General features: G+C 62.8%; 17 protein-coding genes and 2 pseudogenes. 14 read left to right on the plus strand and 5 right to left on the minus strand.

Annotated features, from left to right (window positions below):
• The 5 genes and pseudogenes from AB4Y42_RS41530 to hutG all read left to right on the plus strand — a co-directional run.
• A pseudogene (locus tag AB4Y42_RS41530) lies at positions 1-265 on the plus strand (urocanate hydratase); the annotation flags it as partial.
• Complete coding sequence (locus AB4Y42_RS41535; protein WP_368697563.1) at positions 262-951, plus strand: HutD family protein; 690 nt, start codon at positions 262-264, stop codon at positions 949-951. The pseudogene AB4Y42_RS41530 and the gene AB4Y42_RS41535, both read left to right, overlap by 4 nt.
• Positions 951-2183 (plus strand): imidazolonepropionase, encoded by a 1233-nt coding sequence (hutI, locus tag AB4Y42_RS41540; protein WP_368697564.1) that lies wholly within the window; start codon positions 951-953, stop codon positions 2181-2183. The genes AB4Y42_RS41535 and hutI overlap by 1 nt, the downstream gene beginning before the upstream one ends.
• 14 nt (positions 2184-2197) lie before the next feature.
• Positions 2198-3616 (plus strand): formimidoylglutamate deiminase, encoded by a 1419-nt coding sequence (locus tag AB4Y42_RS41545; RefSeq protein ID WP_368697565.1) that lies wholly within the window; start codon positions 2198-2200, stop codon positions 3614-3616.
• Positions 3617-3658: 42 nt separating this feature from the next.
• Positions 3659-4480, plus strand: coding sequence for an N-formylglutamate deformylase (gene hutG / locus AB4Y42_RS41550; protein WP_368697566.1), 822 nt, complete (start codon positions 3659-3661; stop codon positions 4478-4480).
• A 72-nt stretch (positions 4481-4552) separates the two neighbouring features.
• Here the strand turns inward: hutG and AB4Y42_RS41555 are convergent, their stop codons facing one another.
• Complete coding sequence (locus tag AB4Y42_RS41555; RefSeq protein WP_368697567.1) at positions 4553-6073, minus strand: FAD-dependent oxidoreductase; 1521 nt, start codon at positions 6071-6073, stop codon at positions 4553-4555.
• A 331-nt stretch (positions 6074-6404) separates the two neighbouring features.
• On the opposite strand from AB4Y42_RS41555, the gene AB4Y42_RS41560 reads away from it, so the two are divergent.
• The 3 genes from AB4Y42_RS41560 to AB4Y42_RS41570 are packed head-to-tail and all read left to right on the plus strand — an operon-like array spanning position 6405 to position 12236.
• A complete protein-coding gene (locus tag AB4Y42_RS41560) occupies positions 6405-7982 on the plus strand; it encodes an efflux transporter outer membrane subunit (RefSeq protein WP_368697568.1) in 1578 nt (525 codons plus the stop codon).
• A gap of 37 nt (positions 7983-8019) precedes the next feature.
• Positions 8020-9171 (plus strand): efflux RND transporter periplasmic adaptor subunit, encoded by a 1152-nt coding sequence (locus AB4Y42_RS41565; RefSeq protein ID WP_368697569.1) that lies wholly within the window; start codon positions 8020-8022, stop codon positions 9169-9171.
• Between the two features lie 11 nt (positions 9172-9182).
• Positions 9183-12236 (plus strand): efflux RND transporter permease subunit, encoded by a 3054-nt coding sequence (locus tag AB4Y42_RS41570; RefSeq protein WP_368697570.1) that lies wholly within the window; start codon positions 9183-9185, stop codon positions 12234-12236.
• Positions 12237-12251: 15 nt separating this feature from the next.
• On the opposite strand, the gene AB4Y42_RS41575 is transcribed toward AB4Y42_RS41570, so the two are convergent.
• The 4 genes and pseudogenes from AB4Y42_RS41575 to AB4Y42_RS41590 all read right to left on the minus strand — a co-directional run bounded on the left by AB4Y42_RS41575 (position 12252) and on the right by AB4Y42_RS41590 (position 13898).
• The gene (locus AB4Y42_RS41575) at positions 12252-12416 is read right to left on the minus strand and encodes a zinc ribbon domain-containing protein (protein WP_028208948.1); all 165 of its coding nucleotides are present in this window, start codon (positions 12414-12416) and stop codon (positions 12252-12254) included.
• Positions 12417-12502: 86 nt separating this feature from the next.
• Positions 12503-12658 (minus strand): hypothetical protein, encoded by a 156-nt coding sequence (locus tag AB4Y42_RS41580; protein ID WP_342925275.1) that lies wholly within the window; start codon positions 12656-12658, stop codon positions 12503-12505.
• A 321-nt stretch (positions 12659-12979) separates the two neighbouring features.
• Positions 12980-13103 (minus strand): annotated as a pseudogene (locus AB4Y42_RS41585) (oxidoreductase); the annotation flags it as partial.
• 30 nt (positions 13104-13133) lie between these two features.
• Positions 13134-13898 carry an SDR family oxidoreductase gene (locus AB4Y42_RS41590; RefSeq protein ID WP_368697571.1) on the minus strand — a complete coding sequence of 255 codons (765 nt, stop codon included), beginning with the start codon at positions 13896-13898 and terminating at the stop codon, positions 13134-13136.
• A gap of 138 nt (positions 13899-14036) precedes the next feature.
• On the opposite strand from AB4Y42_RS41590, the gene AB4Y42_RS41595 reads away from it, so the two are divergent.
• From AB4Y42_RS41595 to AB4Y42_RS41620, 6 genes are all read left to right on the plus strand, one after another.
• Positions 14037-14948, plus strand: a complete 912-nt coding sequence (locus AB4Y42_RS41595; RefSeq protein ID WP_368697572.1) for a LysR family transcriptional regulator — start codon at positions 14037-14039, stop codon at positions 14946-14948.
• 287 nt (positions 14949-15235) lie between these two features.
• Positions 15236-15889 (plus strand): cysteine hydrolase, encoded by a 654-nt coding sequence (locus AB4Y42_RS41600; protein ID WP_368697573.1) that lies wholly within the window; start codon positions 15236-15238, stop codon positions 15887-15889.
• Positions 15890-16086: 197 nt separating this feature from the next.
• The gene (locus tag AB4Y42_RS41605; RefSeq protein ID WP_368697574.1) at positions 16087-16959 is read left to right on the plus strand and encodes an acetamidase/formamidase family protein; all 873 of its coding nucleotides are present in this window, start codon (positions 16087-16089) and stop codon (positions 16957-16959) included.
• 261 nt (positions 16960-17220) lie between these two features.
• Complete coding sequence (locus tag AB4Y42_RS41610) at positions 17221-17505, plus strand: DUF3303 family protein (protein WP_342925270.1); 285 nt, start codon at positions 17221-17223, stop codon at positions 17503-17505.
• A gap of 409 nt (positions 17506-17914) precedes the next feature.
• On the plus strand, positions 17915-19708 hold the full coding sequence (locus AB4Y42_RS41615; RefSeq protein ID WP_368697575.1) for a radical SAM protein: 1794 nt from the start codon (positions 17915-17917) through the stop codon (positions 19706-19708).
• A 356-nt stretch (positions 19709-20064) separates the two neighbouring features.
• Positions 20065-20397, plus strand: coding sequence for a hypothetical protein (locus AB4Y42_RS41620; RefSeq protein ID WP_368697576.1), 333 nt, complete (start codon positions 20065-20067; stop codon positions 20395-20397).
• Positions 20398-21142: the final 745 nt, after the last annotated feature.

A 21142-nucleotide genomic window follows, 5' to 3' on the forward strand; every position in this document is an offset into this window, starting at 1 on the left:
GCCGCTGCTCAATGCGCTGCTGAACACGGCGGGCGGCGCGTCGTGGGTGTCGCTGCACCACGGCGGCGGCGTGGGCATGGGCTTCTCGCAGCACTCGGGCGTGGTGATCGTGGCGGACGGCACGCAGGCGGCGCACGAGCGTCTGGGCCGCGTGCTGCTCAACGATCCGGCCACGGGCGTGATGCGCCACGCGGACGCCGGCTACGAACTCGCGCAGCAGACGGCGCGCGAGGCGGGCCTCAAGCTGCCGATGCTCGGCCGATGAGCGGCGCGAAAGCAGTAGGCGGCGCGGTGCAGGCCGCGAGGCTCACGCTGCTGCGTGGCGCGGCGCTCGTGGCGTCGCCCTGGAAGAACGGCGGCGGCGTCACGCGCGAAATCGCGGTGGCGCACGTGACATCGCGTGCCGGTGCATCACTGGACGCGTTCGCGTGGCGCGTGAGCGTGGCCGATGTCGCGCAGGCGGGGCCGTTCTCGCGTTTCGAGGGCGTCGATCGGACGCTGGTGCTGCTCGAAGGCGCGGGCATGCTGCTCGACGAAGCGGGTCGCACGCATGTGCTCACGCAGCCCCTCGACGTCGCGCATTTCGCGGGGGAAACGGCGATCGACGCGCGCCTCGTGAACGGCGCCACGCGCGACTTCAACCTGATGGTGCGCCGCGATGCGGCACGCGGCACGCTCGAAGTATGGCGCGCCAACGAGCGGCGCAGCATGCATGCGCAAACGGTATTGCTCTACTGCGCGCAAGGCGGGCAGGACGTGCGCGTGGATAACGAACGCCACGTGCGCCTCGAAGCGGGCGACACGCTGCGCATCGATACGCTCGACGCGAAACGCCCCTTGCATATCGAAACGCGCGGCGCGGGCGCCTTGCTCGCCGTGGCGCTCGATGTGCTGGACGCACCGCGGCAAGACACTATGGAAACGGCATCGCGCGATGCTGTGCACACCTGATGAAACGCACTCTCTGGCAAAACCTCAACCTGTGTCCGCATGGCGATCCGGGCCACGTCGTCGAGAATGCGGCGATTGCCGTGGAAGACGGCAAGATCGCGTGGCTCGGCGCCGCTGCCGAACTGCCCCCGTCATTCACCGAGTGGCCGTGCGAGGACCTGGGCGGCGCCTGGGTCACGCCCGGTCTCGTGGATTGCCACACGCACCTCGTCTACGGCGGACAGCGCGCCGATGAATTCGCGCAGCGTCTTGCGGGCGTGAGCTACGAAGAAATCGCGCGGCAGGGCGGCGGCATCGTCTCGACGGTGCGCGCCACGCGCGCAGCCGACGAAGCCGCGCTGTTCGCGCAGTCGGCCACGCGCCTCGAAGCGTTGCTCGCCGAGGGCGTAACGGCCGTCGAGATCAAATCGGGTTATGGCCTCGATCTGGCGAGCGAGCGCAAGATGCTGCGCGTCGCGCGTCAGCTCGGCGAGCGTTATCCGGTCACGGTGCGTACGACGTTTCTCGGCGCGCATGCGTTGCCGCCCGAGTTTGCGGGCCGCGCCGACGACTATATCGACGAAGTGTGCGAACGCATGCTGCCCGCGCTCGCCGACGAGGGGCTCGTGGACGCCGTCGATGTGTTCTGCGAACGAATCGGCTTCTCGCTCGCGCAGAGCGAGCGCGTGTTCGAGGCGGCCGCGCGGCGCAAGCTCGCGGTCAAGATGCACGCCGAGCAGCTTTCCAATAGCGGCGGCGCGGCACTCGCGGCGCGTCACGGCGCTTTGTCCGCGGACCATCTCGAGTTTCTCGACGAAGCGGGCGTCGCCGCCATGAAGCAGGCGGGCACCGTGGCGGTGCTGCTGCCGGGCGCGTACTACTTCATCCGCGAAACGCAGCTTCCGCCGCTCGACTTGCTGCGGCGCTACGAGGTGCCGATCGCCATTTCGACCGACAGCAACCCGGGCACGTCACCGGCCACCTCGCTGCTGTTCATGATGAACATGGCGACCACGCTGTTCCGCATGACCGTGCCCGAGGTGTTGCAGGGCGTGACGCGGCATGCCGCGCAGGCTTTCGGCGACGCCGGGCGTCACGGCACGCTCGCGGCTGGCCGTCCCGCGGACTTTGCCGTGTGGACGGTGCAGTCGCTCGCGGAACTGGCTTACTGGATCGGCCGTCCGCTCTGCGCACGCGTGGTGCGTGGCGGCGAGACGGTCTTTGAGCGTCGCGCATTTGAGCGCCGCGTTTGAGCGCTATTTCAAGCATGAATCACACCATCGAAACGAATCCGACTTCGCGTGCGCTCTTCGCCGAGTACGCTTATTTGCCCGACGGCTGGCGCCGCAACGTGCTGCTCGAATGGGACGCCGCGGGAATGCTGCACAACGTGACGCCCGATCTGGCGCAAGCGCCTCGAGGCGTCGCGCATGCGGCGGGCCCGATCACGCCTGGCATGCCTAATCTTCATTCGCATGCGTTTCAGCGTGCCATGGCGGGCCTCACCGAATATCGCGCGAACCCCACCGACAGTTTCTGGAGCTGGCGCGACCTGATGTACCGCTTCGCGGCGCGCATCACGCCCGACGATCTTGCCGCGGTCGCGAGCTGGCTCTACGTGGAAATGCTCAAGGCGGGCTACACGTCCGTCTGCGAGTTTCACTACGTGCATCATGCGCAGGACGGCCAGCGTTATGCGAGCCCCGCCGAACTGGCGCAACGCGTGGTGGAGGCAGCGGGCGTGACGGGCATCGGCATGACCATGCTGCCCGTGCTCTATCAATACAGCGGCTTCGGCGCGCAAGCGCCGCGCGACGATCAGCGGCGTTTCATCAACACGCCGGAACAGTTGCTCGGCATCGTCGAGGCGCTGCGTGCGTGGCGGCCCGAGCACGGCGCGCTGCGCTACGGCGTTGCGCCCCATTCGCTGCGCGCCGTTTCGCACGACTCGTTGCGCGCGCTGCTCGAAGGCCTGGATTACGCGCTTCCCGGCGCGCCCGTGCATATTCACATCGCCGAGCAGACGGCCGAAGTGGAGACGTGTCTCGCGACCGAAGGCGCGCGGCCGGTGCAATGGTTGCTCGACCGGTTCGACGTGAACGCGCGCTGGTGCCTCGTGCATGCCACGCATATCGATGCGCGGGAGACCGCCGCACTCGCCCGGAGCGGTGCGATCGCGGGCCTGTGCCTCACGACCGAAGCGAATCTCGGCGACGGCATTTTCCCCACGCGCGAGTATCTCGATGCGGGCGGCGCATTCGGCGTGGGCTCGGACAGTCATATCGGCGTGGACTGGCGCGCGGAGCTTCGCTTGCTCGAATACGGCCAGCGGCTTTCGCGGCGCGAACGCAATGTATTGGCCGCGACGCATCAGGCACAGGTTGCCGACCGGCTATTCGACGCGGCGCTCGCCGGCGGTGCCGCTGCAACGGGGCGCAAGGTCGGCGCATTGAAGGAGGGCGCGCGCGCCGACTGGCTCGTGCTCGACGCCCAGCATCCGAACCTCGCCGAACAAAAGCCGCTCACGTGGCTCTCGTCGGTCGTCTTCTGCGAGCATGGCGAAACGCCGGTGCTCGACGTCTATACCGGCGGCGTCAAGGTCGTGGAGGCGCGACGCCATCGCGACGAAGCGCGCCTGTATGCCGACTATCGCGCGGCGCTCGCCAGGCTGCTGGCTGATGACTGAACGCGGGCCCGAACGCACGCGCCATTCACGAGACAACTTTCCATGACCGATATCTTTTCACTGGAACGCGGCAACGCGCCGTTCATCATTTCGATCCCGCACCTGGGCACGCACATTCCCGCTGCGATGCACGGCGAGTACACGGACGTGGCCCTCACCGTCGCCGATACGGACTGGCATCTCGATCGCCTTTACGCATTTGCGAAGGAACTGGGCGCGACCGTGCTCGGCGCTCGCGTGTCGCGCTATGTGATCGACCTGAACCGCCCGCCGAACGACGAGAGCCTCTATCCCGGCCAGACCACCACGTCGCTGTGTCCGACCGAAACGTTTCGTGGCGAGCCGATCTACCGCGACGGCTGCGTGCCCGACGCGTCGGAGCGTCAGCGTCGCGTGGAGACATTCTGGCGGCCGTATCACGACACGCTCGCCGCCGAACTGAAGCGCCTGCGCGCGGCGCACGCGAATGTGCTGCTGTGGGAGGCGCATTCGATCGCGAGCGTGCTGCCGCGTCTGTTCGACAACAAGCTGCCTGACCTGAACATCGGCACCCAGGACGGCCGCACGGCGAACCCGGCGGTGCAGGCGCGCGCAGAACACGCGGCGGCGGCAAGCGGCTATACGTGGATCGCGAACGGACGCTTCAAGGGTGGTTACATCACGCGCCAATTCGGCGCGCCGCCGGACGGCGTGCATGCGATCCAGCTGGAGATGTGCCAGTCGGTTTACATGAACGAAACGGCGCCGTTCGATTACGTGCCCGCGCTCGCCGAGAAAGTCCAGCCCGTGCTGCGCGAGATGGTGGGCGGGGCGCTTGCGGCCATCGATGACCTGTCTCGTTCGCGGCCGCAGGCTGGCTTGTGAAGACGGCGGCGGTCTGCTGCGAACGATCCCAGACTGGCGAGAGTCCGTTTGCGATGCGTTCCAGCGTCAACGTCAGTCGCGCTCCATCTCGACTTCCGCCCGCAGACTCTCTGTATCGCGATAAATGGAGGCTACGGCGACGACACGTCCGTCCCGCTTGTAGCGCAGGAAACAGTCGCGTCCTGCAATATCGCCGTCAACTGAAATCTCGTCCCAGCTGTCCGCGTGCCCGAGATAGTTGATCGGGACATCGTAGTGCTGGCTCCAGAAGAATGGCACGGCGTCGAACTTCTCACGTCCGCCAATCAGGTTCAGCGCCGCCGTTTGGCCCTGGCGCTGCGCGACGACCCAGTGCTCTACGCGCATTGCCGTGCCACTGTGCGGGTCGGGCCAGCGAGCGATGTCGCCGGCAGCGAAGACGCCTGGCGCGCTGGTCTGCAGGCAGGCATCGACCACCACGCCGCGGTCGATCGCGAGGCCGGCTTGCTCGGCCAGTGCCAGTCGTGGCCGCACACCGACACCGACCACCACCAGATCGGCCTCCAGGCTGCCACCCGCTTTGAGCGATACCTGCTGCGTATCGATCGCGCTGGCGGTGTTGCCGAGGTGGAAGACGACGCCGTGTTCTTCATGCAAGCGCTGCACGAATTCACCCATCTGTGGCCCCAGCACACGTTCCATCGGCCGCTGCTCCGGCGCCACGACGTGTACCTCGAGTCCACGCGCGCGCAACGATGCCGCCACTTCCAGTCCGATGAAGCTGGCGCCGATGACAACCGCGCGCCGCGAGTTCTCCGCGCGAGCGATGATGGCGCGGCAGTCGGCCAGTGTGCGAAGGGTATGCACATGCGGCAAATCCATACCGGGGACAGGCAAGCGAACCGCTTCGGCTCCCGTGGCTAACAGCAGGCGGTCGTAGGGGACCTTGCTCCCATCCGCGAGCTCCACTTCCTGCGCGGCGATGTGAAGGCGCGAGACGCCGGCGTTGAGCCGCAGCTCGATGCGTTGGTCTGCGTAAAAAGCCTCATCTCGAAGCGGCACCCACTCCTCGGGCGCGCTGCCGGCCAAATAGTCTTTGGAGAGGTTGGGCCGGTCCACCGGCGGCGCCGCGTCGTCGCTCAGCATCGTGAGACTGCCCGCGTAGCCGAGGCGCCGCAGACGCTCAGCTGCAGCAAAACCTGCAGCCCCCGCGCCGACGATCACGATCTTCTGCGGCGCTCCGGCCGGCGAGGTCACGGAACCGGCGGGCGGCGCTTTTTTGTGCAGTACGACAATCTTGTCACCCCGGATCTCCGTAGCCCAGCAGGCGACAGGGCTGAGCGCAGGCGCCCGTAGCGCTTCCCCCGTACGCAGGCTGAAGCACGCGTGATGCCATGGGCACCGTACCGTGTCCCCGACGATCAACCCTTCGGCGAGCGGGCCGTGGTAGTGAGTACAGGCAGCGTCGATAGCGAAGAATTCATCGCCGCGCCGCGCAATCAGCACCGCATCATTACCGACGTGTCCCGACAGCAGGCCAGCTTCGCCGAGCGATTCGATGGGCACGCCTTTTGCCAGATCCGGACCGCTTTCATTCGATGCCTCACCACTCATGTCGACCTCCGCGGGTACGTGACCCAGCTAATGCATCACCACCGGCGTCCTGGGCAGAGGCCGCCGCTTTCAATGGTAGTCCACGTTGATCAGAACACTGTCACGGGCGGCAGCCACAAACAGCACCTGACACCGGGAGATATCTGTCCGCTTTCGGAACCCTTTCGTTCATCGGAAAGCTTCGTGATTCCGGCATTCGGCTGGCATTTGCGGTAAGGCGTGGGCCTCTCGGGAAATCCGTTCGCGGGTCGCGTGAACATGTTGTGGCATGATTTCAAACTCTGCATCTGCCGTTTCGTTCGTTTTCCGCGCAGTGAAACAAGGTGGATCGATGATCGATGACGTCAACCACGGTTTCAGTCGCAGCCGCTCGCACTGGCATTCGCGCAGTGCGTCTCTCCGCCATGCAGCCGGCGATACGCTCACGCGTGCTGCATGGATCACTGTCCTGATCGCCTTGTCCGGCTGCACGGTCGGCCCCGATTACCACACGCCCGCGCCGCCCGCGACCGGCACCTACACGTCCACGCCGCTACCCGATCAAACGGCCTCGGCGCCGGGCGCTTCGGGTGTCCCGCAACAGTTCGTGGCCGGCCTCGACATTCCTGCCCAGTGGTGGACGCTCTATCATTGCGAGCCGCTCGACGCGCTGATCCGCGAAGCGCTCGCAAACAGCCCCAACGTTGCCGCGGCGCAAGCGGCGCTCAGGCAGGCCGGCGAAAATCTTCGTGCGCAAATGGGCACCACGCTGTATCCGTCCGTCGATGCGAAGGCCAATGCGACGCGCGAGAAGTTCAACGGCGTCACGTTCGGCGAGCCGCAGCTCACGGAACTGCTGAACCTCTATAACGCATCGGTGAACGTGTCGTACAACCTCGACGTGTTCGGCGGCGGAAGGCGCGAGCTCGAATCGTTGCGCTCGCAGGTCGATTACCAGGGTTTTCAGTTGAAGGCGGCGTATCTCGCGTTGTCCGCGAACATCGTGACGGCGGCCATCAAGGAAGCCTCGCTGCGGGAGCAGATCGACGCGACCGCGCGCATCGCCGACGACGAAGACGCGCAGCTCCGCATCATGCGCCAGCAGCTCGCGCTGGGCGGCGTGAGCCGCGCAGCGGTGCTCGCGCAGGAAACGCTGGTGGCGCAGACGCGCGCGACATTGCCGCCGTTGCATCAGTCGCTCGACCAGACGCGTCACCAGCTCGCGGTCCTCGCGGGCAAGCCGCCGAGCGATACGGACGTGCCCGAGTTCAGGATGTCGATGTTCACGCTGCCGCAAGCGTTGCCCGTCAGCGTGCCGTCTTCGCTCGTGCGGCAGCGGCCCGATATTCTCGCCGCCGACGCCACGCTGCATCAGGCGAGCGCCCAGGTCGGCGTGGCGACGGCGAACATGTATCCGCAGCTCACGCTCTCCGCGAGTTACGGCCCCGAGGCGCTGACGCCCGCGGGCCTTCTTAAGTACGCCGACATGATCTGGAGCATCGGCGCAGGCATCACACAGCCGATCTTTCACGGCGGCCAGTTGAGCGCCCAAAAGCGCGCAGCAGAAGCGGCATTCGACGAGGCCAACGCGCAATACCGTCAAACGGTGCTGCTCGCATTCCAGAACGTCGCCGATACGTTACGCGCGCTCGAGCACGATGCAACCGGCCTGAGCGCGCAGACACAGGCATGGCGTGCTGCGAGCGATTCGCTCGACCTGACGCGCGGCCAGTTTCGCATCGGCGGCGTCAGCTATCTGGCGCTGCTCGATGCACAGCGTCAATATCAGCAGACCGTCGTGAATCTCGCGCAGGCGCAGGCCGCGCGCTATGCGGACACGGCGGCACTGTTTCAGGCGCTCGGCGGTGGCTGGTGGAACGACACGGCGACGAGCCAGGCAGCCCAGCCCACTGCGGCGACGCCGAAATGAATCCTTTTGCAATGGCCGCCCCCGCCAGGACATGACGATGACGACGAAAAAGCCGATGGCAAAGCGGATGATCATCATGCTGATCTGCGTGGGCATACTGCTCGCCGCGCTGGTCGGCTTCAATCTGTTCAGGGCGCACATGATCCAGAAGTTCATGGCGAGCAACGCCGCACCGCCCGCCACCGTCACGGCCGCTATCGCGAGCTATCAAACATGGCAGCCGCAGCTTGCCGCAGTGGGCAGCCTGCGCGCGGTGCGCGGCGTCGACGTGACGACGGAAGTCGCCGGGCTCGTGCGCGAGATCGCGTTCAACTCGGGCCAGGAGGTGAAGTCAGGCCAGGTGCTCGTGCGCCTGAACGACGATTCGGACCGCGCGCAGCTCGCGTCGCTGCAGGCAGCGGCGGACCTTGCGCAAACGGTCTACACGCGCGACAAGGCGCAGTTCGACATTCAGGCGATTGCGAAGGCGCAGCTCGACGCCGACGCCGCCGACCTCAAGAGTAAAAGAGCCCAGGTCGATCAACAGGCCGCCCTCGTCGTCAAGAAGACGATCCGCGCACCGTTCGCGGGACGCGTCGGCATCACGACCGTCAACCCCGGCCAGTACCTCAATCCGGGTGACGCCATCGTCACGCTGCAGGCCATCGACCCGATCTATGCCGACTTCTTTCTGCCGCAGCAGCAGCTCGGCCAGTTGCAGGTTGGCCAGACTATCGTCGTCGATACGGATGCGTTCGGCAACCGCACGTTCGACGGCAAGATCCGCTCGATCAATCCGCGTGTGGACAGCACCACGCGCAACGTCCAGATCGAGGCGACCGTCGACAATCGCGAGCGCAAGCTGCTGCCCGGCATGTACGCGAACGTGAAGATCGATGCGGGTGGCGCGCAGCGCTATCTGACCTTGCCGCAAACGGCGATCACCTATAACCCGTATGGCGCGACCGTGTTCGTCGTGAAACCCGGCGAACAAAAGAATGCACAAGGCAAGATCATGCCCGTCGCGCAGCAGGTGTTCGTCACGCCGGGGCCGACGCGCGGCGACCAGGTTGCGATTCTCAAGGGCATCAGCGAAGGCACGCAGGTCGTGACGAGCGGCCAGCTGAAACTGAAGAATGGCACGCCCCTCGTGATCGACAACCGCGTGCTGCCTGCGAACAGCCCGAACCCGACGCCTCAGGAACAATAGAAGAGCGCGCGATGAAATTCACCGACATCTTCATTGAGCGGCCGGTCCTCGCATCGGTGGTGAGCCTGCTGATACTCGTGCTCGGCTTGCGCTCGCTTGCGGCGCTGAAGGTCAGCGAGTATCCGCAAACCGAAAACGGCGTGGTGACGATCACCACCGCGTACTATGGGGCGAGCGCCGACACGATGGCGGGCTTCATCACGCAACCGCTCGAAGCCGCGATCGCACAGGCACAAGGTATCGACTACATGTCGTCGACGAGCACCACGGGTGTCTCGACGATCACCGCGACGCTGCGGCTCAACTACGACTCCAACCGCGCGCTCACAGAGATCAACACGCAGATCGCATCGGTGCGCAACCAGTTGCCGCCGCAGGCGCAACAGCCCGTGCTGACCGTGCAAGTGGGTCAAACCACCGACGCGATGTACATGGGTTTTTACAGCAACGTGCTGCCGAGCAACAACGTCACGGATTATCTGCTGCGTGTCGTGAAGCCGAAGCTCGATTCGGTCCAGGGCGTGCAGACGGCGGAAGTGCTCGGCGGCCGTCAGTTCGCGCTGCGTGCATGGCTAGACTCGAGCAGGCTCGCCGCGCACAACGTGACTGCCGGCGATGTCTTCACGGCGCTCGGCAACAACAATTATCTGGCGACGCTTGGCACGACCAAAGGCCAGATGATCAGCGTCGATCTGAATGCGGGCACCGACCTGCATTCCGTCGAGGACTTCAAGAAACTCGTCGTCACGCAGAAGAACGGCGCGATCGTTCGCCTCGAAGACGTCGCGAACGTCGTGCTCGGCGCGGACAATTACGACTTTAACGTCGCGTTCAGCGGCAAGCGATCGGTGTTCATCGGCATCAAGGTGGCGCCCGATGCGAACGTGCTCGACGTCGCGAAGCGCGTGAAAGCGATCTTTCCGGATCTGCAGAGGCAGTTCCCGACGGGCATGACGGGCGACATCGTCTACGACGCGACCGACTTCATCAACACGGCGATCGCGGAAGTGGTGAAGACGCTCGTCGAGGCGCTGCTGATCGTCACCGTCGTGATCTTCCTCTTCCTTGGGAGTTTGCGCGCGGTGATCGTGCCCGTGATCGCGATGCCGCTCTCGCTGATCGGCACGTTCTTCGTGATGCAGGTGCTCGGCTATTCGATCAATCTGCTGACACTGCTTGCGCTCGTGCTCGCCATCGGCCTCGTCGTCGACGATGCGATCATCGTGGTCGAGAACGTCGACCGGCATATGAAGGAGGAGGGCAGGCGGCCTTTCGAAGCCGCACTGATCGCAGCGCGCGAACTCGGTGGCCCGATTCTCGCGATGACGGTCGTGCTGATCGCCGTGTACGTGCCCATCGGTTTTCAGGGCGGACTCACTGGCGCGCTTTTCACCGAGTTTGCGTTCACACTCGCGGGCGCCGTCACCGTGTCGGGTGTGATCGCGCTGACGCTTTCGCCGATGATGTGCTCGCGCTTTTTCCGCATGGACCAGCAGTCGGGCCGCTTCCCGCGCTTCGTCGACCGGCAGTTCGAACGTGTGCATCACGGCTACCGGCGTCTGTTGCATGCGATGCTCGACACGTGGCCCGTGTTCGTCGTGATGGGCGCGCTGCTCCTGTGCGGCACCGTCTATCTCTTCATGACGTCGCAAACGGAGCTTGCCCCTCAGGAGGACCAGGGCATCGTTCTGTCCCAGGTCCAGGGGCCGCCGAACGCGACGATCCAGCAGATGCAGACCTACGCGGACCAGGTCTTCGATATCTCGAAGCAGTTGCCCGAATACGCGCAGATGTTCCAACTCACGGGCGTGCCGACGCTGAACCAGGGCATCGGCGGCGTGCTCTTCAAGACGTGGGACAAGCGCAAGAAGGGCGCGACCCAACTACAGCAGGAATTGCAGCAGAAGTGGAACGGCATCGCGGGCGCGCGTGTCGCCGCATTCCAGTTTCCGCCGCTGCCGGGCGCACAGGGATTGCCCGTGCAATTCGTCATCAGCACGACGGAGCCGTTCGAGAACCTCAATGAAGTTTCGCAAGCCGTGCTGCAAAAGGCCCGCGCGAGCGGCATGTTCTTTTTCGTCGACAGCGATCTGAAGATCGACAAGCCGGAAAGCGTGTTGCTCGTGGACCGCGACAAAGTCGCTTCGCTAGGCCTGACGCAAAGCGATGTCGGGCAGACGCTGGGCGCGGCGCTCGGCGGGAACTTCGTCAACTACTTCTCCATTGCTGGGCGCTCGTACAAGGTGATTCCGCAGGTGCTGCAAACGGACCGGCTGAACCCGTCGCAAGTGCTCGACTACTACTTGCGCACACCCAATGGCAGCGTGATTCCCGCATCGACGGTCACGCATCTGAAACACAACGTCGTGCCCGAGTCGATCAATCACTTCCAGCAGCTCAATTCGGCCACGATTTCCGGCGTGCTCGCGCCGGGCATCTCGCAGGGCGAAGTGCTCGACTTCCTGCGCAAGGCCACCACCGACGTCGCGCCGGCGGGATATACGGCCGATTATTCGGGTTTGTCGCGCCAGTTCGTGCAGGAGTCTGGCGGCTTCGTGACCACGCTGCTGCTGGCGACGATCATCGTGTTTCTCGCGCTCGCCGCTCAGTTCGAGAGCTTTCGCGATCCGGTCGTGATTCTCGTGTCGGTGCCGATGGCGCTGTTCGGCGCGCTGATCTTCATCAACGTGGGACTCACGACGCTCAACATTTACACGCAGGTGGGCCTCGTCACGCTAATGGGCCTCGTCAGCAAGCACGGCATTCTGATCGTGCAGTTCGCGAACCAACTGCAACGCGCGGGGCGCGCCAAGCGCGAAGCACTCGAGGAAGCGGCGGGCGTGCGCTTGCGGCCGATCCTCATGACGACGGCCGCGATGGTGCTGGGCGTCGTGCCGCTCGTGATCGCATCGGGTGCGGGTGCGGCCGGCCGCAACGCGATGGGACTCGTGATCTTCACGGGGATGTCGATCGGCACGCTGTTTACGCTGTTCGTCGTGCCGGCGATGTATATGTTCCTCGCCGCGGACCATCATCGCGACAGGGAGCATCCGGAGCAGACCTGAGCAACGGAAGCGATTTCAGGACTTTCTGGACGTTTTCGCCACGAAGGGTGTGGGGATGTGCTGAACCTTCTCGCTGCCACACTTCGGGCAAGGCGGATGAGCGGATTCATGTTCAGCAAGATGCTCGGCATGCTCGAACATCTCACCACACTTTTCGCACCTGTACTGGTAAGTCGGCATGGTATTCCTCTAACGAGAATCCGGGCGAGGACCCATTCCAGTGCAGGCAACGGGTCCGCTATTCGGTGTCGGCTTGCGCCGCACAGCTAGTGCTTGCGATGCATCCAGCTCATATGGTGCGTGTCGAGCCACTGGCTCAGGTTCTCGCCCGGGTGTTCGCGCCTGTAGCGACGGGACAGGGCCATGGCAACGACAACGAGAACCACAAGGCCAACCCAAAAACTGATCATTGACTGAGTCATGGCAGCCTCCTTTGGGAATGCAACCATGCATTGAATTCTAGTGCCGAGGCGGCGGAATTCGCCCCGAAAGTTGTCGTAGCGGTCATTTCCGGCCAGAACGCGCAGCAGGGCCGTACCCCACGCGGCTCTCTTGAACGTTGGCGAGTTATGTAGTGCTTGCACAATTCACCGGGCAGGGCAAAGGCCACATTGCGGCAAGCCAACACGTTCGGCAGCGCCATCACACCTGACTCGACCGCGCGCATTCGCGTGACGATCGATGAGATCGTCTTTGCGTTCGGTGGATAGCGGCAATCGGCGCCAGCCATTCTGGCGTATGTCTGTCGGCTCGGGCAGGACGCTAGTGACGAATGCCCGTGCCGGCAACGGCTTCGGCCAGCCCGCGCGAGACCGCAAGCTGCGCCGTTTTCGTCATCCCGTAATGGATCATTTCAGTGGGGATCTCGGGTCTTGATCGCGGGATGCCGCCGGGAGGTTAGGTGCGCGTAATCGAGGCGCCGCCATCGACGAGCGATGCGGTGCCGGTTACGAACGACGAATCGTCCGACGCGAGGTAGAGGACCGAACGTGCGAGTTCTTCCGGCTTCGCGACGCGCTTGAGCGCATGCAGTCCGGTCACGAACGCCTGCGATTCGTCGCTGTCGTTCATGCCGCGATACATGTCCGTGTCCACGGCACCCGGCAACACCGCGTTGACGCGCACGCCTTGCGCGCCATACTCTGCCGCGAGCGCCTGGGTGAGGCCGATCAGCCCGGCCTTGCTCGCCGCGTAGGCTGCGGTGCCCGGAAACGCGAACGAATAGCCGACGAACGTCGACGTGAAGATGATCGATCCGCCGCCGCGCTTCAGCATTTCGGGAATCTGGTGCTTCGCACCGAGGAAGGCACTGGTCAGATTGGTTGCCAGCGCAGCATGCCAGCCAGCCTCCGAAATGCCGGTGCTCGGGCCCATTTCGCCCAGCGTGCCGGCGTTGTTGTAGGCAATGTCCAACCGGCCGAAGCGGTCCACTGCGAGCGCGACCAGCGCCTTCGCGAAGTCCTCCGACTGAACGTCGCCGGCCAGATGCACGGCTTCGCCGCCTTCGCCGGCGATCTCCGCAGCGAGCGTTTCGAGTTCCGCCGCGCGCCGCGCCGCAAGGACCACCTTGGCGCCTTCCTTCGCGAACAGCTTCGCCGTTGCACGGCCAATCCCTGAACTGGCGCCGGTCACGATGGCGACTTTTCCTGTCAAGCGTTGCATTTTCAATCTCCTGAAGTCCTGCGTTGGCCAGTGCCCTGTGCCCCGGCCTGTGAGCGAACTATAGGCTTCAGTTCTACTTGCAGAAAGGCATAAAACATGGTCCTATCATTCAGCTTTTATGAATGTTCGGAGACGGTTATGGACCGTTTGCGCGCCTTTGAGGTTTTCGTGACGGTGGTGAGTCGCGGCGGCTTCGCGCGCGCAGCCGATGCGCTCGACACTTCGCCCGCCAACGTCACCCGCTACGTGAATGAACTGGAAGCGCATCTGGGCACTCGCCTGCTCAATCGCACGTCGCGTACGCTGTCCCTGACCGAGGGCGGCGAGACGCTCTACGCCCGCTGCAAGTCTATTCTCGACGATGTCGCGGAGACGGAAGGGCTTGTTTCATCGGGGTCGGTCGAACCGCGTGGAAGGCTGCGCATCAATGCGCCCGTCAGCTTTGGGATTTTGTATCTGGCACCGCTGTGGCCCGGGTTCATGCGCAAATATCCCGGTATCGAGCTTGACGTCGCGCTGATCGACCGCGTCGTCGATATCGTCGATGAAGGCTACGATCTCGCGATTCGCATCTCACGCGCCGGCTCCACGAGCCACGCAGCCCGCAAGCTGGCGACGTCGCAAAACATCCTGTGTGCGTCGCCGGCGTATCTGGCCCGGTTCGGACAACCGGCCATACCCGCGGACCTGATGCAGCATCGCTGCGTCGGGTACACCTATGCGGCCACCGGCGATGAGTGGCAACTCATCGACCGTAGCGGCAAGACCCACGCTGCGAGGGTCGACTGCCATATGCATACCAACAACGGCGACACGGCACGCGCGGCAGCGCTCGCCGGGCAAGGTGTGATCTGGCAACCGACGTTCCTGATCGGCAGCGATCTGCGTGCCGGCAACCTCGTTCGCGTGTTGCCGGAGTATCGCCTGCCTGAGATCGACGTACTCGCTATGTATCCGAGTCGTCGACATCTGAGCGCCAGAGTGCGCGTCATGATCGATTTCCTGGTCGAAGCATTCAGCGGCGTGCCGCCATGGGATCGGGGCGGCTGAACTTGTGCAGTGGTCGCACCAGGCTTGCAGGCAGAAGTGGTCATCCGAACGACAGTGCCACACATTACCGGTGCCGGCCAACAAGCGTCGTCTGCTAAAAATCTGTCGCGCATCTGCCGATTTGATCGCCCTGCGCCTATAGTTCATGAAGCCTGTCTGAATGGGCATTCGTGCGCCAGACCGCGTGGTCATCGGATTCCGGTGTAGTTGCTACGGGGAGCGCTTCAACGCGACAGTTCCGACGCGCGCATCCAACATCCCTGTCTACACTCATTGGAGTGCGAATCATGACCTATGATCCCGCCGACACTGCGGTAGTGTTCACCGATCCACAGATCGACGTACTCAGTCCACACGGGAAGAATTGGGGCGTTCTTGGTGCAAGCGTGACGGAAAACAAGACCGTAGAAAACATGCTGGCAATCTTCAAGGCAGCGAAAGCCGGGAAGTTCCGCGTCTTCATCTCCCCCCACTATTTCTACCCAACTGACTCTCGATGGCAATTCAATGGCCCGCTTGAGACGGCTGAGTTCGAAACGGGAACGTTCGCACGAACGGGAGCGCTGAACCTGAGCGGGTTCGAGAGATCGGGGGCCGACTGGCTGGAGGAATTCAAGCCGTTCATCGACGATGGTGAAACGATTGTTGTGAGCCCACACAAGGTCTTCGGTCCACAGACCAACGACCTTGCGCTACAACTTCGCAAGCGCAATGTGCAGAAAGTCGTGCTGGGCGGCATGCTAGCCAATATGTGTGTCGAAGCACATCTGCGCGATCTGATCGAGCATGGTTTCGAAGTGATCGTCGTCGCTGACGCCACGGCGGGGCCGCGCCATCCAGTGTGGGGTGACGGCTATAAGGCCGCGCTCGTCAACTACGCGTTTCTCGCCCATGCTGTCGTCACGACGCAGGACGTCGTGCAAGCCATGGCGCAAAGATAGTTGCAGTGGCGGCCGATGCAGGCCTCCATCGAGCACGGCACACGACGCGCTTGGCGCCGGTATCGGTGGCGGACCGTGGTTGGGCGTTTGAATTTGCCGGACTGCCTGGGAGTCGGTAATGAGCGGAATACCTTTCCCAACCAAGGTGGCTCTGATGCTCATAAATCGAGTGGCGTGCCAACCAGACGCTACAGCCTGTGTTGACCGTGGCTCCTGGTGAAACGGTCGAGTTCTTTCCCGTCGACGCATCGGGTGGGCAACTCACTGCCGGTTCGAGCGTCGACGACATTGCACGGCTGGACTTTGCAAGAGTGAATCCGGTTGTTGGTCCGGTGTATATCGACGGAGCTGATCCGGGCGACGCCGTGAAGGTCACACTGTTGTCGTTCGCTCCTTCGGGTTGGGGGTGGACGGCGAACATTCCCGGCTTCGGCTTGCTCGCAGACGAGTTTCCCGACCCGGCCCTGCACATCTGGAAATACGAGGCGGATCTGAAGACCCCGGCCATGTACGGCCCTGGTGGACGTGTGCCCTTGAAGCCGTTTTGCGGCACGATCGGCCTCGCCCCGGGAGAACCGGGTTTGCACAGCGTGATTCCACCACGTCGTGTCGGCGGCAACATGGATATCCGCGACGTCGGCGCAGGCACAGAACTCTATCTCCCCGTGGAGGTGGAGGGCGCGCTATTCTCGCTGGGCGACACGCACGCCGCGCAAGGCGACGGCGAGGTATGCGGGACGGCCATCGAGAGCCCCGTAACACTGACGGCGAAACTCGACCTGGTCAAAAACGCTAACCTCGCGTTTCCCCGCTTTACAACGCCGGGCCCTGTCAGCCGTCATCTCGATGCAAAGGGCTACGAAGTCATCACTGGCATCGGTCCAGATCTGATGGAAGGCGCCCGGGCTGCCGTCTCCGGAATGATCGACATTCTGGCGCGACAACATCACATCAGCGCAATCGATGCTTACCTGTTGTGCAGCGTTTGCGCCGACCTGCGCATCAGCGAGATCGTCGACCGGCCCAACTGGGTTGTTTCCCTCTACTTCCCGCGAATCGTATTCGAGTGAGTTCTCAAAAGCGGTTCTCCGTCTCCTGGCAAGCCAGCGGATCCGTATGTGCGGCTTCGCACACTACGCTCACCCGGTTGGAGCCGCGACCTATCGGGTTTACCTATCCTCGATGGTATCTCGTGGCTTCGCCCGACGGCATGGACGATGCGAAGAATCCATCCCGGCCAGTGGGCGACGAACCGTCGCGATGTCGAGGCGTCCGCCACGAAGAGCGGGCGTGCCACGAGTCGGCATCGCATCGTGGAGGGGACATTCGCCATGAAATTTATTGTTCAATGGAAAGGTGAGCCGGCAATGCAGCAGGCTGCAATTGAGCGTTTCATAAAAACAGGCGGTCAGCCGCCTGACAACGTCACGATGCTGGGCCGCTGGCATGCAGCCGGCGAGTTCAGGGGCGTTGCAATTGTTGAAGCGACGGACGCCAGCGCAGTCGCGGCAATGACAGTCCAGTGGGGGGATGTCTTCACCTTCACAACGGCGCCTGCACTAACCGACGAGGAACTCGGTGCTGTTCTGGCATCTCAGCAACGGTCGGCAAACTGAGATCCACAAGCGTTGGATGGCCGGGCCTGGAGCGCGTCGGGAGGGCGCGCTCGGAGCATATCCACGTGAAGCCTTTGTCAGCACCCTGACGTCCGGCGTCAATGCGGTTGAGCAGGGGTCATCAGAGCAGTGACAAAACATTACCAAGTCCAGGCCTACGTCAGGATGCACCCGGCGCAGGACTGCTCCGGCATGACGCGCAAGCCCGCCGTGTCATGGTTCTTGTTCGCCCCAACGGGATCCCAATCCTCGAAACCTGGTACCTGCGGATTTGTAAACACAGCAGGGCGCCAGGCGGGTAGGATGCGCAGTTGAGTACTGCATGCCAGTTCACGAGCCATCTCCAGATTTCGGAAGACGGACGACCTCCACGGTTTTGTGACTTCCAGACAGGGCTACAGGGCGGACCATGGACACGATGTATTCGATTTCTGGCGGTCTCCGATTCTCTCTCGTCCTCATCAAGCCGACCCATTACGACGACGACGGCTACCCGATCCAGTGGCTCCGCTCGGTCATGCCTTCCAATACACTCGCCTGCATGTATGCGCTCGCTGATGACGCGCGCAAGCGAAACCTGCTGGGCCCTGGCGTCCATTTCGAGATCGAAACATACGATGAAACCAACCAGCGGGTGTGGCCAGAGCGCATCATTCGTGACCTGAAGGCAAAGGGCGGGCGATCGATGATTGGTCTGGTGGGTGTCCAGTCGAACCAGTACCCGCGCGCACTCGACCTCGCCCGCCAGTTCCGTGCCGCAGGCTTGCCGGTTGCGATCGGTGGCTTCCACGTTTCTGGCTGCATCTCGATGCTGCCTGAGATGCCCGCTGAACTTACGGAAGCGCAAGCTATGGGGGTGGCGCTCTTCGCTGGGGAGGCCGAGGAGCGGCGTCTTGATGAGGTCCTTCTCGACGCGTGGAATGGTGCAATGAAGCCCCTGTACAATTTCATGGACACGCTACCCTCGCTCGAAGCGGCTCCCCAGCCCTTCTTGCCGCGCAAGCATATCGAACGCACGGCAGGTACCTATACCTCGGTTGACCTCGGTCGCGGCTGCCCGTATCAGTGCTCGTTTTGCACCATCATCAACGTGCAGGGGCACAAGAGTCGCTTTCGCACCCCCGACGATCTCGAAAAGATCATCCGCGAGAACGCACAGCAGGGCATCGACCGGTTCTTCGTCACGGACGACAATTTCGCCCGCAACCACGACTGGGAAATCCTTCTCGACCGCGTCATCGAACTTCGGGACAAGGAAGGCATTCACTGCGGCTTCACGATCCAGGTCGACACGCTCTGTCACAAGATTCCGAACTTCATCGAGAAGGCAACGCGCGCGGGTGTGCGTCGCGTGTTCATCGGGCTTGAGAATATCAATCCCGAGAATCTGATCGCGGCCAGGAAGCGGCAGAACAAGATCACCGAATACCGCGCCATGCTGCAGAAGTGGCGCGCCCACGGCGCGATTACCTACGCTGGCTATATCATCGGATTCCCGGCCGACACGAAAGAATCGATCCTGCGCGACATCGAGATCATCAAGCGTGAATTGCCAATCGACATTCTGGAATTCTTCATGCTCACCCCGCTTCCGGGCTCCGAGGATCATCAGACGATGGTGAGGAACGCTGAATGGATGGACCCGGACATCAACAAATACGACACCAACCACCGGGTCACGCACCACCCGAAAATGCCGGACGCTGAATGGGAAGAAGCGTATCAGTGCGCCTGGAGCGCGTTTTACTCGTACGAGCACATCCGCACGATCGTCAAGCGGGCAGCGCAGATTCCGAATGGCCGACCGAAGACGATCATGCGCACAATCGCCTGGTTTAGGCTGATGATCGAGCACGAGGGTGTGCATCCGCTCGAAGGGGGAGCCCTGCGAATGAAACACCGCCGTGACCGCCGTCTGGGGTTGCCGGTCGAATCGCGGCTTCGCTTTTATCCGCGCTACTGGAGTGAGACCGCTGCCAAGTTGACAAGATATCTGCGCTTCTACCTCAGGACAGAAGCGATCCTCAGGGACGTCATGAAGGCACCGGAACGCTATGCCTACACGGATATTGCCATCACGCCGCTGCAGGAAGAGGAGTTCGAGCAGCTCGGACTCTTTCACGCCACGAGCGGCGGCGAGGCAGCGTTGGCTGTCCACCACCGGCGTATTGCCATCCGGTCATCGGGCCCGTCTGCAGCTTGATGAGAAACTACCTGGTTTCTGATCTGGCGGGCTGCTGAAACAGCTCCCGCCGTCGTCATTGGAGCGCGCAGCGGATGGCTTCACCGAGGCGACGGCATCAATACGATGCGAAGCCTAACCTACGCGGCTAGTGCCCTCGCTGCAATCCGTAAATTTCAGTTAATCGATACGTAAACATGGCGTCATGGACTGCCGTAACAACTTAGGATGACCAATAATCAGCCTGTCCGATGCATGCTCAACGGTCAGGTCATCGCCGGACTACTCAGGTCTCTTCTCCCCATCGTTATTAATGCAGTGAATGGCGGTTACGCCGAGGGAGTCTGCCGTGAACGTCCAGGCCACGCACCGGCGGGTTGTTGCAGCCCCGCGTTCTTTTTACTCATTTCCCGATTAAAATTGCGGCGCAAATAATGGCAGCCGCGCTGTGCTTCAATGCGGGTTGTGCTTTCGCTGCCTGCGAAAAAGAGGCGGCGGCAATGTGTGCGCAAGGTGATCCGCAGTGCCTCGATGGCGCAGCGAAATCGGTTGAGCAAGCAGTCAACGATTGCAAAACGCCGGAAGGGCGAATTCAAAGCGCCTCCTTGTGGCAGGCAACGCCAAGCTTCTTCGACAACGCGCCGCACGAGCACGAGTTCTGGCGATGCGTGGCCCAGCAATGCGACACGCCCCAGTCACCCGGGAAATAAAGTCGAGTCTGCATTTTTGGTTGCTTTGGCGAAGTCCCTCGTGGGTGTTCGAGTGCTGCCTCGGTGGGCAGACGAGTGTCCATGGGTATAGCCGCCCCTGACGGCAGGTCGGCGCTGGTGCACGCCCAAGAATAGGATGAGGGCGCGGGGTATGTTTGGTTCTATCAGCGTGCTCCCCCATTCGTAGTGGGTGGCGGAAAAGCCGAACTGCTGCTGCAGCACAAATGGACTCGAACTGGCAGACCTGGCTCCTGCGAAGCGTCGGCTCGCCCAGGTTGCGGGCTGTCGCAGTTCGTCGCGCGTATACCACGGCCACCATTTAAAGTGGTAGAGGAGCGGGCTTCCGACCTCCGATCTTTCGAATCGATTTTCGTTTCTTCGGCGTGGGTCTGGGGAAATGCGTGTTACGTAAAGCAATGTAGCGGCCCCAAAAATAAATATTTCAGATTCTCTTGACGAGCGGATCTTGGGGCTGCATAATTCGCCTCCCTTCTGATGCGGGGCGCAAAAAAGCGGCGAATAAAAACGCTGTTTTGAGTGAAGCGATCTTTAAAAATTTACAGCCGATAAGTGTGGGCGCTTGATGCGGTGGCGACCTGATGGCGTTCTTCGGAGCGAAATCAGGAGCAGCAAAAGTATCAAGAGTCTCACACTAAAGTAAGTCAGGTTTTTGAAGCAATTCAAATTCCTGTCAGCTTTGAGTGAGCGACCGGTTCAAGCAGGCAACTGCAGCGAACCGAAAACA

The sequence above is a fragment of the Paraburkholderia sp. EG286B genome (assembly GCF_040965655.1).
Taxonomy (GTDB): Bacteria; Pseudomonadota; Gammaproteobacteria; order Burkholderiales; family Burkholderiaceae; genus Paraburkholderia.